General features: G+C 42.3%; 16 protein-coding genes and 1 other RNA gene. 1 reads left to right on the forward strand and 16 read right to left on the reverse strand.

The annotated features are described in order from the left end of the window. Positions 1–129: 129 nt before the first annotated feature. The 6 genes from P343_RS29655 to P343_RS29680 all read right to left on the reverse strand — a co-directional run bounded on the left by P343_RS29655 (position 130) and on the right by P343_RS29680 (position 5,210). Entirely contained in the window at positions 130–495 is a 366-nt protein-coding gene (locus tag P343_RS29655; protein ID WP_023510482.1) for a hypothetical protein, read from the reverse strand. Between the two features lie 22 nt (positions 496–517). Further along, positions 518–2,005: a DHA2 family efflux MFS transporter permease subunit gene (locus tag P343_RS29660; RefSeq protein WP_023510483.1), complete on the reverse strand. Its 1,488-nt coding sequence runs from the start codon at positions 2,003–2,005 to the stop codon at positions 518–520. A gap of 60 nt (positions 2,006–2,065) precedes the next feature. Beyond that, complete coding sequence (locus P343_RS36420; protein WP_023510484.1) at positions 2,066–2,677, reverse strand: TetR/AcrR family transcriptional regulator; 612 nt, start codon at positions 2,675–2,677, stop codon at positions 2,066–2,068. A gap of 256 nt (positions 2,678–2,933) precedes the next feature. Then, a complete protein-coding gene (locus tag P343_RS29670) occupies positions 2,934–3,260 on the reverse strand; it encodes a carboxymuconolactone decarboxylase family protein (protein WP_023510485.1) in 327 nt (108 codons plus the stop codon). A 70-nt stretch (positions 3,261–3,330) separates the two neighbouring features. Further along, positions 3,331–4,074 carry an SDR family oxidoreductase gene (locus P343_RS29675; protein WP_023510486.1) on the reverse strand — a complete coding sequence of 248 codons (744 nt, stop codon included), beginning with the start codon at positions 4,072–4,074 and terminating at the stop codon, positions 3,331–3,333. A gap of 152 nt (positions 4,075–4,226) precedes the next feature. After that, positions 4,227–5,210 (reverse strand): aldo/keto reductase, encoded by a 984-nt coding sequence (locus P343_RS29680; protein ID WP_023510487.1) that lies wholly within the window; start codon positions 5,208–5,210, stop codon positions 4,227–4,229. A gap of 348 nt (positions 5,211–5,558) precedes the next feature. Between P343_RS29680 and P343_RS37785 the strand changes: the two genes are divergently transcribed. Then, positions 5,559–5,669, forward strand: coding sequence for a MerR family DNA-binding transcriptional regulator (locus P343_RS37785; protein WP_084297786.1), 111 nt, complete (start codon positions 5,559–5,561; stop codon positions 5,667–5,669). 369 nt (positions 5,670–6,038) lie between these two features. Here P343_RS37785 and P343_RS29685 read toward each other — a convergent pair whose 3' ends face one another. From P343_RS29685 to P343_RS29725, 10 genes are all read right to left on the reverse strand, one after another. Further along, positions 6,039–6,368 (reverse strand): hypothetical protein, encoded by a 330-nt coding sequence (locus tag P343_RS29685; protein WP_023510488.1) that lies wholly within the window; start codon positions 6,366–6,368, stop codon positions 6,039–6,041. Positions 6,369–7,153: 785 nt separating this feature from the next. Beyond that, positions 7,154–7,891, reverse strand: a complete 738-nt coding sequence (locus P343_RS36755; RefSeq protein ID WP_023510489.1) for a plastocyanin/azurin family copper-binding protein — start codon at positions 7,889–7,891, stop codon at positions 7,154–7,156. Positions 7,892–7,956: 65 nt separating this feature from the next. After that, entirely contained in the window at positions 7,957–9,318 is a 1,362-nt protein-coding gene (locus tag P343_RS29695; RefSeq protein WP_023510490.1) for a sensor histidine kinase, read from the reverse strand. Beyond that, positions 9,315–10,001: a response regulator transcription factor gene (locus P343_RS29700; protein WP_023510491.1), complete on the reverse strand. Its 687-nt coding sequence runs from the start codon at positions 9,999–10,001 to the stop codon at positions 9,315–9,317. Before P343_RS29700 ends, P343_RS29695 begins: the two co-directional genes overlap by 4 nt. Before the next feature lie 65 nt (positions 10,002–10,066). Beyond that, positions 10,067–10,321 (reverse strand): SHOCT domain-containing protein, encoded by a 255-nt coding sequence (locus tag P343_RS29705; RefSeq protein ID WP_023510492.1) that lies wholly within the window; start codon positions 10,319–10,321, stop codon positions 10,067–10,069. A 38-nt stretch (positions 10,322–10,359) separates the two neighbouring features. Beyond that, complete coding sequence (locus P343_RS29710; protein WP_023510493.1) at positions 10,360–10,539, reverse strand: SHOCT domain-containing protein; 180 nt, start codon at positions 10,537–10,539, stop codon at positions 10,360–10,362. Between the two features lie 510 nt (positions 10,540–11,049). Next, positions 11,050–11,407, reverse strand: a transfer-messenger RNA (tmRNA) gene (gene ssrA / locus P343_RS36760). Between the two features lie 96 nt (positions 11,408–11,503). Continuing rightward, entirely contained in the window at positions 11,504–11,971 is a 468-nt protein-coding gene (smpB, locus tag P343_RS29715; RefSeq protein WP_023510494.1) for an SsrA-binding protein SmpB, read from the reverse strand. A 90-nt stretch (positions 11,972–12,061) separates the two neighbouring features. Next, positions 12,062–12,244 (reverse strand): hypothetical protein, encoded by a 183-nt coding sequence (locus P343_RS29720; RefSeq protein WP_023510495.1) that lies wholly within the window; start codon positions 12,242–12,244, stop codon positions 12,062–12,064. After that, entirely contained in the window at positions 12,241–13,113 is an 873-nt protein-coding gene (locus P343_RS29725) for a Cof-type HAD-IIB family hydrolase (RefSeq protein ID WP_023510496.1), read from the reverse strand. The genes P343_RS29720 and P343_RS29725 overlap by 4 nt, the downstream gene beginning before the upstream one ends. Positions 13,114–13,115: the final 2 nt, after the last annotated feature.

A 13,115-nucleotide genomic window follows, 5' to 3' on the forward strand; every position in this document is an offset into this window, starting at 1 on the left:
AAAGCCGTGTTGAAGATAATGTTCGCAGCACTACAAGAATTGTGTAAACCAATTTCTACTAAAAAGAACCCGGAACCTATGTTCATCAAAGGTTCTTGGTTCTTTGTTTATTACTCATGAAGTCCAAATTCATTCTTTCTTCAATATAAACGCTGCAGCGAACCAAATAATTGTAGCAAGCACTTGCGCGATTAGAAGAGCAAACATGGAAGTCTTCAAAACCATTGAATGTGTTGTATTCGCAAATCCTATTCCTGAGCTTCCGCCCATGAATAATGTCAAGAGCAGAATAACCACAAAAACTGCCTTTGCCCAGCCTTTATTCTTTGCTACAAAATACAAGGGTACCAAATAAATGATGGATGCAAGGAGCAGCGGTCCTAGCAAACTTGAGATCGACATTTTCACACTTGGATCCAAGCCCATAATAGGAAATTTCATGATTGTTACAATCAATATAATGCAGCCGATAATCAGTAGTTTTTTATTTTTCAAATTGTTACCTCCTCTCAATAAATTAATTAACTTGCTTCGTTTTGGGATTTTTCAAGAACAGCCAAACAACAATTAACGTGCACGATGCGACCGCACAACAAATAAGCAAAACGTGATTCATGCCAAGCATAAAGCCGGACCGCACAGCGTGTACTAACGCTGCAGATTGCATCTTATGTGCGACCGCAATACCTGAAGCGACACTTTTTTTAGCCAGTGAAATCAGTTGAACGGGCATACCTTCGACATGAATATGTGTCTGATAAGCAGACGTTAGCACAGTCCCGAGTGTTGCGACTCCAAATGTGCTGCCAATCTGCTGAATGGCTTTAATAACGGATGAACCAATACCGCTTTGATCAGAGGAAAGATCCGCAAGCGCTGTGCTCATTGTAGCCGGCAAGATAACTCCAATGCCGACGCCGGCTAATGCTGTCCATACGGCTACCCAACCATAGGACGTGCCGATCACAGTTCGCCAACCCATAAAACCTGAAACAATCAGCAAGATAAAACCGAGGCTTAAAATCAACTTTTGATTGATTTTAATTCTGCTGACAATAATCGAACCTAAAGTAATTCCAAGGATTAGCGGCAGCAATTTGAAACCCGCTTGTTGGGTATCACTACCTTCAATGTTTTGAAAATACTGAGGAAGGATGTAAAGATAACCGAACATAATGTAGCTGATCACCATCATAAAAAGAGTACTCAATGAAAATGAGCGTGATTTGAATAATGATAAATCGATTAACGGCTTTTTGTACTTAAGTTCCCAAACGACGAACACCACGAGTAAAATCACTTCAAAAGCAATCGCAAACCAAACATTAGCATTTGACCACGTTTTTTCACCCGCAAGGATAACCCCATAGGTTATACTGGTCAGCCCAAGGCTTGATGCGGCAATGCCAAGTAAATCGAATGTTTGCTGGTGTAATTGCTTCGATTCTTTCATTAAAAACATGACAGAAATTAACGCAATAAGAACAATCGGCACATTGATCAGGAAAACCGAACCCCACCAAAAATGATTCAGTAGCCAACCACCCAAAATTGGCCCAATCGGCATACTCAGCGTATTTGCGATCACCCAGATCGCCGTCGCTTTAGGTTGTTCTGTTTTGGTGAACAGCACAGAAATAATGGACATGGATGTTGGGATCAGCATTGCTGCGCCTAGGGCAAGCGTACACCGATAAACAATCAGCAGAGTGGGTGATGCGGCATAAGCGCAAAGCAGGGATGACACGCCGAAAATAACCAAGGAAAGGATAAGCATTTTTTTACGTCCGAAACGATCGCCTAACATGCCGGCCGGTAATAACACAGCAGCAAAAACTAAGTTGTAGGAATCAACAAACCATTGTAATTGGGTGTTCGTTGCATTTAATTTTGATGCCAATGTCGGCAAAGCCAGGTTCAGCACTGTTGAATCAATGCCAACTGCCAGAGTACTCAGAGCGAGAACAAATAGAACGAACCACTTTCGCATATTCTTTGATTTCATATTCCGCCTCCATAACTAACTAAACGTTTGCTTAGTTAAATAATCAAATAAAAAATCCTGTTATTCACACCATAATTTAATGGTCAAGTCAGCAATCTTTTCCACGTATTCATCATAATTATCATTAAATAGGGATTCGCCAAATAGTGAACTTGTCGTGAAGTTATAGGTGTACTGCAAAATCCCTAACCGCAGATCAAACACTTTTAATTTTGGTTTCACTTTCAAACTCGTCAAATAGGAAATAAATGTATCGATCAGTTGCTGAGTCGTTTCGTTAATGAACGTGTACTCAGATTTGTCGAGCAAATGATGTTCGCGAATAACGAGCGGAATAATACTGTCATCTGCAGCAAACAGCGAATGAACGGTTTTCCCGTAAGTAATTAAAGCATCCTTCAAAGGCAGATCATCCCGGAATGTTTGAATCACTTGCTGTATCTGTTTGATTGTTTTCTCGTGTCCGGCTTCGACCACCGCTTTAAATATCTCTAATTTACCGTTGGGAAAATAATGATAAGTTAATGCTTCTGATAGTCCTACTGTTTTGTTGATCATACGCATTGATGTTGCATGGTATCCCTTTTCCAAAAACAGTTTCTTTGAAACATCAAGAATTTGTTTACGGCGCTCCATTGCCTGAAGATCGCGAATTGTCATTTTAATGCTCATTAAATTGACCTCCCTTCCAAACATTAACTAAACGATCGTTTAGTTAAAAATTAACACACAATTTGATTAATAGCAACATGATTTCTCAATTTTTTTCAAGTATGCTTAAGCAATCATTCGCCAATCAACGAACCTACGTATTTTTTAGCACTAGATTCATTTGACAATTATCTAATAAAAAGCATACCTTGGTTTTCAAGGTATGCTTTTTAAGGAGTTATCCTAAGTTTTTTTAGCATTAAGATCAAATGTATCCTTAGTCCTCAGCGTAAATTTCCTTAGCCAGATTAAAAGCTGACCAGGCTTTTGGCCATCCGGCATAAAAGGACAAATGCGTAATGACTTCTGCAATTTCTTCCTTGGTAACACCGTTCTCCTTAGCCTTGCCCATATGGTATTTCAATTGTTCAAACATGCCGGAAGTAATCAAAGATGTCACCGTAATCAAACTGCGATCACGTGGCGACAATTCTTTTTCCCGTGACCAGACCTGGCCAAAGAGTACATCATCATTAAGTTCTGCAAATTTTGGAGCAAAATCTCCTAGTAATTCATGTCCGGCTGTTTGTTTTTTAAATGCCATTTTAAAACATCCCTTCATAGCAAAATATAAACTCACTTAATTTCTGAACGAGCGCAAGCCTTCAATGTTTTTATATGGACTGCTTCGTTGGACGAATTAATAACTCATTGATTGCAACATTCTTCGGAGTGCCGATGGCATAGGCTACAGCATCAGCAATTTGTTCTGAAGTAAGTCCCAACCCAGGTGTTCGTTGATTATTCTTCACCCATTCACTGGCTTCGGGATCATTAATCGTTGTATACAGTTCGGTATCCACTGCACCTGGCGAAACAATGGTCGTCCGAATATTGTTTTCTCTTTCTTCTTGGCGCAGCCCCTCCATAATTGCCCGAACCGCAAACTTGGTCCCGCAATAGACAGCAGATCCCGGATAAACAACATGTCCGGCTACAGAATCAGTCGCAATAATGTGCCCCGATTGTTGCTGTTTCATGATTGGCAAAACAGCGGCGATGCCATTCAGAACGCCCATAATGTTGATGTCCAGCATTTGCTGCCATTCATGACGGCGAACCTCACTCAAGTTGGCAGTCGGCATAACCCCCGCATTATTAAACATGACGTCAATGCGACCAAACTTGTCGATCGCCAATTTGACCAGATTTTCCATATCTTCCGGATTGGTAACGTCCGCAACTTGATAAAAGATCTCAGCTTCCGGCAAGGAATTAACTAATTGCTTCAACCGTTCTTTCCGGCGGGCACCGATCACCAGTTTAGCCCCTTCATTGGCTAAACGACGAGCGGTAGCCTCACCAATGCCGCTTGAAGCACCTGCAATAATTACAACTTTATCTTTCAATGATGTCATTTAATTTCCTCCTTAAATAATTAGTACATTCTCGGTTTGTCGCCATCCGTATTCGGCTGGTTAACCCCAATACTTCCTCGTACATGCAATTCCGGTTTTTGGATCAATTTCATGATTACATCTGCGACATCCTTGAGATATCCGGCATCGACTTATGACCATTTACCAGTTAATACTTCTGTTCGATCCGTTGCCGGCGCCGGTGTTCGCGATAGACTCGCTATCTCAGCATACATTTCTTTTGTCATGTTAAAATCAGCGGCCGCGAGTGAATCTTCTAATTGTTCGAGATTCCGAGCTCCAATGATTGGTGCGGTAACAGATGGATTAGCCTTGACCCAGGCAACAGCTAAGGTTGCTGGCGCTACATTGTGTTCCTTGGCATATGCGGTAAATCGATCAGCAGCCTCATAGTTTTCTTCATCGGCATACCGATCTGAATAGCGCGCTTCATCAACTAACCTGCCGCTGGTCGGTCGCTTATCAACTCCGTACTTACCCGTCAATAAGCCGCCGCCAAGCGGACTATAAGCGATAACCCCCATTTGTTCCGCTTGCGCCATTGGCAGAATTTCCACTTCCGCCTGCCGTTTAACCAGACTATACATCGGTTCGATTATTTCGAACCGCCCGAGTAATTCTTTAGCTGCGATGCTCTGAGCTTTCATGATTTGCCAGGCTGCCCAGTTGCTGACCCCAGCATGAAGAATCTTGCCCTGGTGCTGGAGGTCATCCAATGCTCGCAATGTTTCTTCAATAGGGGTATTGTTATCAAAATCGTGAACAATGTAGAAATCAATATAGTCCGTTTGCAATCGTCGCAAACTCGCTTCAACACCACGCATAATATGCCGTCGAGAAAGGCCCCGCGCATTGATATCCTGACTGGTCGGCCAGAAAACCTTCGACGTAATAACCACTTCGTCACGAGAATCTTTAATTAAGCTGCCTAAGATTTCTTCTGAATGGCCGCCGGCATAAACGTCAGCTGAGTCAAAGAAGTTAATTCCTACTTCACGACATCGATCAAACATGGCTTTGGAAGTCGCTTCATCCGCGGTACTGCCGAACGACATGGTGCCGAAGGCTAAGTTAGAAACTTTAATTCCGGTTTTACCAACCGTACGATATTCCATATTCACGCACTCCTTTTTGTTAATCACTTAACCAAATGCAGTATATCCCCTTCGAGTAGCTAGAACGCAAGCGACATGGATCATTTTTTTGTCGCCTTGGTTTGAGGTTCGATTTTTATTGCTATACCAAGAAATTCGCCAATTATTTTCGACCAGAAATATCTTCAGTGCTTTTCAATTAATGAAATAAAACCTAAGGTTAGTAATGCTATAAGGAAGGATTGGTTATCCTTTTAAAAAAATCGCTAATCCTTGTGCTCTATCAGCCTTCGTGATAATATCCTTTTTAATAATATCCAGTTAAGGTTAGTACGTACTAACTTAAGCTTTTCTAAGGGAGGAAGAATTTTGACGTACACCATTCAAGAGGTTTCGAAGAAAGTGAACGTATCAACCTACAGCATTCGGTATTATGATGATCATGGATTACTACCAAAAACCAGATACGTTAATGCCTAATAAACAAGCTGAAAAAATATACACTCAGGACTACTAAGCAGGATTATCTACCGTACTAAATAAAATTATTTCAAGAAAATAATTGGATGTATGAAACAAAAGAGGCTTGCCCAAAATCAATGTTGAACAATCATTGAAATTGAAAATGCGCTGATGCCTGACCAGAAGTGAGAACAACATCTTTTGAAAAAAACAAACACTGATGAATTCTCTCCAAAGCAAAAAGCACGCAATCCCTGCATTTCAGGGTTTGCGTGCCCTCCTCCAGAAACTCCTTATACTCTTTATCGCATCTCAACTAAAGTCCTATTCTTCTTGTTTTGGACATCGATGTTTCACCATTAGTAAATTATAAACCAACTGAATGCTTTAATTCTCTTCTATTCTTTTTTTAACGGTTTTTATAAATTCTTTTGTATAAGCTCTTAATTGTCTGCCTCTATTGTTTACTCCTTGATCTTGCATTCGAATAATATTCGGACCTGTTTTATCTTTGTTTAGCCCAAAAGATTTAGCCACACAGACATTGCCATCTATTGAACTAATGGTCATATAAATAGAATTATTTTCTTTAATCTTATGAAGGTAATGTTCAACCGCTTCATTAACATCCGTAGTGACAAAGTAAAAGTGTTCCGCATTTTTACCATGAACAGGCTCAATAAAATTAAATCTTGGTATATCAACTATTTCCAACATTCATAACACCTCACCCTAATTATATTTCTTTAGAAAGAGGAATATTCCTGCATCTCACATTGAATGTTATTTATAGGTATGTTCTTTATCAACGATAATTAAATAACTGTTTTTGACCTATGTCTCTCTGATGTGCCTAGAGCCATAACCATTTGCGGCTGTCTTATGCTTTTTCATTCTTTAATGCCTTCAAAACGGCAACAGCGGAACGATAATAAAATTCGGCGGCAACTCGGATCCCGCCAGTATTTAGCTAGCAAAACTATAAATAAAATAACAATAAAAGGCCTCAAAAGCCGCTCGGGATCAACGTTTTTGAGGTTTCTTACAAGATATAAAATTCTCCAAATGGAGACGGTATCCATGTTTAAAAAAGCTCACAGTTGTTGGCAGATCAAATATTTATCGGCATTTTGGAACTACTTGATCCGGAATTTATACGGAATCCAAAACGGACTCTTTTGTGGAACAAGATAATGGGTTGGACATTAACATGTAATTCTCTTAAAGGCATGAATTCTGTATTGATACCAAGATTCATGCCTTTTTACTAGTGAATACCAAAGCTATAACAGATCAAATGTTATACCATACCAAGATATTTCCCAATATCCAACATTCTTTGCAATATAAATAATCGTAATGAACTTAGGTGCAACATAGTAAAACCCCCTGAAGTTGGGTTTCTATTGTCCAACTTCAGGGCGTCAGTTCATAGCGGGGGTTTTATATTTCACACGTTACACGTGCTCAACGGACTTTAGTCGATCTAGTTTGTTACTTAGCTATTTAATAATCAGTTTACCGTACATGCCCTTTTGCGCATGGCCGGGATACTGACAGATATAGTAGAACGTACCCGGCTGACTTGCCTGAAATGTGGTCGTGGCCATTGCGTAATGGCCGTTTGAGGCTTTAGGCAATGTACGTAAGACACTTCCGGGATAGACGCCTCCATCCATCATGGACATATAGCCATAGGGCGGTGCTGCATTGGTGATTTCAAAGGCATGCGGCATGTCTGCGTCCTCGTTTACAAATTCCGTCGTTACATCAGCGCCTTTGGTAATGATCAGCTTCGGATTGACAAGGCCGTCTATGACAAATTTGTCATCGGCCTGTTCGGGACTGCCTTCAATGACAAGTTTCACACTACTGCCCAAATAAGTAATGGTATTCGTTTTTTCGTCAACCTGCGAATTATGCCGCGCGATAGACATATCATTCAGAACGGTAGATTCGGTGACACTGGCTTGATTGCCGTAGCTATAATCCGCCCCGCCCATCATATCGTATCCGCCACTCATCATACCATAACCAAACCTGCTCGAATAGGTATTACTGTCACTGCCATCTGTTTGTGCTGTTGCGGTTGAACTGGTTTGAGCAGTTTCGAATGAATGGGTTCGTGCTTTATTTTGCATGGATACAGAGGAAACTGTATTAATAGCGCCAAAAATGATTAATCCTATTGCAAAAATACCAGCAACGGATAATGCAGCGATTGTTATTCCAACTTTCATGATCAATGCCTCCTTATAAAAATCTACGAAGCAAAATGATTTTCTTATCGAATTTGTATGCTTTTTTAAAGAGTCATCGGAATTCTAATGATAAAATTGCTTCCCTGACCGAGTGCTGATTCAACACGAATCGTTCCCCCGATCTGCTCCAGATTCTGCTTTACAACATACAATCCCAATCCTTCTCCGGGAACCGCCTGTGCGTTGCTCCCCTTGTAATAGGCTTCAAACAAATGCTTCTGTTCTTCGAGCGATATACCCGCACCAGTATCCTTGATCTCGATGGAGAGCATCTTCTCATCCGTTTGGAGGAAAATCTCTACTTTTCTGCCGGGCTGGGTGAATTTGTAGGCGTTGGTCAGGATGTTGTAAATGCTCTGGCTTAGCTTATATAGATCGGTCTTGACCGTTATTTTCTCGTGGCTCATCAAGGAAAGTGCGACTTGCTTCTGATCGAATTGAAGCTTCAACCCGGCCAGAATCCGCCGTAACAAATGGCTGAAGTCGAATTCTTCAATGCTGAGCGGAGATACTTCTTTTTCGGTATCCAACAAATGACTCATATTAGAAATGATTGAGGAAACGTTCTCGATCTGCATTTCACAGGTTTTTATTTCCTCCGATGTCACATCAATCACGCCGTCCTGAAACCCTTCCAGATGTGTCTTCAATATCGTGAGCGGCGTCCGAGTCTGATGAACCATTTCATCAATCAGGCGTTTGCGCCCCATTTGTTTCAGCTTTAACCGTGATTTCAATTCCTTCAGGCTTTGCTGGATAATGCGGACCTCCCGGATTTTTGAGAACGGTATGTCCGCCTGATTTCCTAAATCGATATTCAGCGCCATAAATGAAGTACCTCTTAGATCCCGGCTCAGTCTTCGGCTCACAAAGAGCCCGATCATAACCAACAGAGCCAGCACAATAACGAAAGAGAGCAGGCTGTTTCGGATCAGCGCGGATCGAAACATCACGGAAGTCAGCGAATCGCCGATGGAACTGTAGTGCGTAACGTTTACCGTTCCGATAGAAATACCGGAGTCCCTTAGTTCCGTGCGGTCGACCTCCTGGGAAAATGTGCCCACCTCCCTGCCCCGCATCATACCACTCATCATGTTGTTCATGTTGCTCATGTCAATACCAACATTGACAATGACCGAGCCATCCGCGTTATAGAGAGTAATTCGAGTAACCGGATCGTTCAGATATGACGCAAGCTGTGCCTCAATCTGTTGTGTGGTCATGTTATTTTGAGAAAGTGCCATTTTTGAAAAACTCTTGATCTGTGACAGGCTTTTATTGTATTCACCGGTCGTATAGGTCTGAAAATACTGGTTGATGAGAGAGCTTAAGATTATCGTATTGACAACGATCGCAAGAATGGCCGTAAGGGTTAACATAATTAGCCACTGCCGCCGTATGGTCATTGTATTGCACCCCCGAAAATGTAACCCGCACCATATTTTGTGACCAGGATTTCAGGATTTTTGGGGTCCTTCTCGATCTTCTGACGGAGGCGCTTGATATAACTGTCGATGTTGCGGTCGTATCCCTTATAATCGATTCCATATGCCAACTCAATGAGCTGTTCTCGGGTTAATACCTGACCCTGATGTCGGAACATAGTAAGAAGCAGCGCGTATTCGGCGGAAGTGACAGGAATCTCTTCGTCTCCCTTATAGAGCTTCATGCCACCGGTATGCAGGTTTAATGTTTCATAATGATAAACCATTTCACCGGTTTCATGGTAAACCCGCTTCATAATTACCGCGACGCGTTTCATGAGCTCTTTCAGGCTGAATGGTTTAACTACATAATCATCTGCGCCAATGTCAAACCCCTGAATCCTGTCGATTTCCTCTTGCTTCGCTGTAAGCATAATAACAGGAACGTCGGATACCTTGCGGATTTCCCTCAGCACCTCAAAGCCGTCGATTCCAGGCATCATTATATCAAGCAGGACGAGGTGGATGGTTTGGCTTCCGAAGATCTCAAGTGCTTCGAATCCGTCTTTCGCGAGAGAAGGAATGTAGCCTTCATTCACAAGATATTTTGCTACGACATCCCGTATTTCTTTTTGATCTTCCACAACCATCACCTGATAATCCATTCCACTCAACTCGTCTCCATTTTAGTATCCGACGGCTTCGCCTGTCCAATCAAACTCGCACCTGTTTATTTACCCAATACCTTCTTCATCCTTAAGTACTCTTCTTCGCTCATTTCTCCCTTTGCATAACGGAGTTTCAAAATGTCGAGCGCTCCCTCATCCATTTTTTTATGCGATGCTTTTTTGAACAGAACCATTGCAGCGATGGTGACTGCAGCCAATAACAATACGCCTATGCCCATTATAATCCACGGTCCGACAAGCCCGGTGCCATATCCAAAGCATCCTCCAAAACCGTCAAATCCTCTGGCATACATCATAAACATTCTCCTTTACTATCATTTATATTTTTGGGTATTCATGTCCGGATTGTTTTCAGCATCCGATTGTAGGTATCTTCGTCAATCTCTCCTGAGACAAAACGTTGTTTCAAAATCTCTTCTGCATTTGACGTTTTAGCCTGACTGAACCTATTGCTACCTGTCTGACGAAAAAGGAAGTATCCGCCTACCAAAATTAGAATAACTACAAGAAACATCAATTAAAAGGCCTCCTTTGGAATGTTTCTACAGTCATTATTGCCGAGAAATGTGGCACAATTATGATTAAATTCATTAAATTTCAATTTAAAACTTGGCAACTCCGACGTGTTTGTATAAAATTTGGCTGTACAGAGATCACGTTTCATGGTCTCTAACATACGATTGAATCAATTATGATCTATAAGAAAATTAATATCAATTACATGACCACGGACTTGGTCAAGCACACATTGGACCGACACTTCGACACTTCGTATTTATTCGCACATCCTGGACGAGCATGAGCAGAGAGATTTCCAGGCAACGATCTCGGTTCTTAATGAACTGTTTACCAAATGTTCTGTCGTTCCGTTGAAGAAGAAGGCTAAAAACTCTCGTTCTAGTTTTTAGCCAGTCAGGTTCTAAAATTCTATAAAAAATTATAAAATAATAAGTAACGAAAAATCCCCGAAAACCGCATCAGATTAACGATTTTCGAGGATTCGTAAAATACTATAAAATTCTCCAAATGGAGACGGTGGGAGTCGAACCCACGTCCAGAAGCATCGTGATTTAAGTTTCTACGAGCGTAGTCGGCATATTAGCATTTCGCCTCGGCGTCGGCCCACCGACAGGCTTTCGCGAGGCTATCCCGATTGTTCTCTTCCCTGGCCCTCAGGATGCGGACGTCCGGCGTATCCCACTAGAGTGAGTCCCTGATCCTACCACATGGGCGATGGAGGGAGGGACCGCAAAAGCTACTTAGGCAGCTAGAGCGAGGTTGTTGTTTGTTTTGCCAGTTATGGCTTTGGCGTTTTTACGAGGCCGACCCCCTCGGCTCGCCGCTTAAACCCGACCTACCCCTGTCGAATCCGTAACGTCCCCGTTCAAAAGACAACGGGTCAAGCGAATCATGGCCATAACTGTTACTGCCAACATCACAGTATGGTCATTATAGCAAATAGAAACAATCTTTTCAACTTACATTTTCTGGTGATCACGAAAGGCTCTGGCGATTTCACGCTGCGCCGTCTGCTTCTTCATTGATTCACGCTTGTCAAACATTTTCTTGCCACGTCCGAGACCAACAAGCACCTTCGCAAATCCATTCTTAATATAGACCTTCAGCGGAATCAGCGCGTAACCGGTCTTATCAGCTTCAGGTCCTAACTTATTAATTTCTTTCTGATGCATCAACAATTTACGCGTTCTGAGCGGATCGTGATTGTATCGGTTACCTTGCTCATACTGACTAATGTGCATATTGTAAACGAATGCTTCGCCATTTTCGACTCGAGCGAACGCATCCTGAATATTGACCTTGCCTCGGCGAATCGACTTGATTTCCGTACCTTGAAGCACAATGCCGGCCTCCACCGTCTCTTCAATAAAATAATCGTGACTCGCCTTTCGATTTTGCGCGAGTACACGGCTCTCACCTTTTCCCATACTTAACACCTGCCAGACGTTCATTCATTGTTCCATTATAGGTCAATCAAGCGCACACGGGCAAGCGCTTTACTGGTTAATCGTTGGTTCTTAATTTCGTTTCCTTATTTTTCCGCCAAGATCCAGAAAAAATAGAATGGCTATGAAAACAACGGAACTGAGCAGCATGTCGAGCGGCGTCTTATTTGACTTGGTCATAATCTGCGTGTACCAAAACCATTGAATCACGTAGCTGAGAACGAAAAGGCTAACATAATAATAGAACTTTTTCATGGGTTGCCCGCCCCCTTCGCTCCATCTGGATAACCGAGTTCTTCATAAATCGCGTGTGCGACGCCATCATCCTCACAATTGGTTGTCACGCGGTCGCATACTGCTTTGATTGCGTCATCAGCGTTCCCCATAGCCACCGATACACCGGCTACCTCAAACATAGAAAGATCATTGTAATTGTCGCCAATAGCCATAACCTGGCTGATCGGAATGCCCAAATAGTTCGCAAGATGGTCAAGCGCATTTCCTTTGGAGACATTCGGAGGCATAATTTCGAAGTTGCCCGTGCCGCTCGAGACAATGTTGTACTGGCGCTTTGCCTCATAAACAGATCGTGCCTTCTGTAGCTTCTCGTCGTCGTAGGAAAAGACAATGATCTTGGAAAATTCATTGCTTCTTTTTTCAAAGATGCTCCAATCTTCGACGAATCGGTAAAAGTCGTCCCGCGTCGCTCCTTGAAAGCCGACCGAACGGTCTTCGTGAATATTAAGGCTCTTCAGTTCTGCACGCAACCATTCAGTCCCCTGCTCAGGAACATAGATGTGATGTTCTGAATAAGCCCCAATGTAATAGTTTTGTTCAACAAGCTCATTAATAATCTGCAGTGCTTCGCCGCGATTGAGAAAATCAGCACCAAGCAATTTGCCGTCCGCCGAATGAATCGTTGCACCGTTTGTCCCAATCAGATGCGTTTCCATATCGACCTCTTTCATTTTGCTCTCAATATCAAAGAACGCGCGCCCCGATGCAATCGCTAAGGTTACGCCTTTCGACCGAGCGTAGCGTAAAGCTTTTAAATTTTCCCAACTGATTTCTCGATGATTATTCAGCAACGTTCCATCCATATCCATTGCCAGTAATTTTATCATGA

Source organism: Sporolactobacillus laevolacticus DSM 442, assembly GCF_000497245.1.
GTDB lineage: Bacteria > Bacillota > Bacilli > Bacillales > Sporolactobacillaceae > Sporolactobacillus > Sporolactobacillus laevolacticus.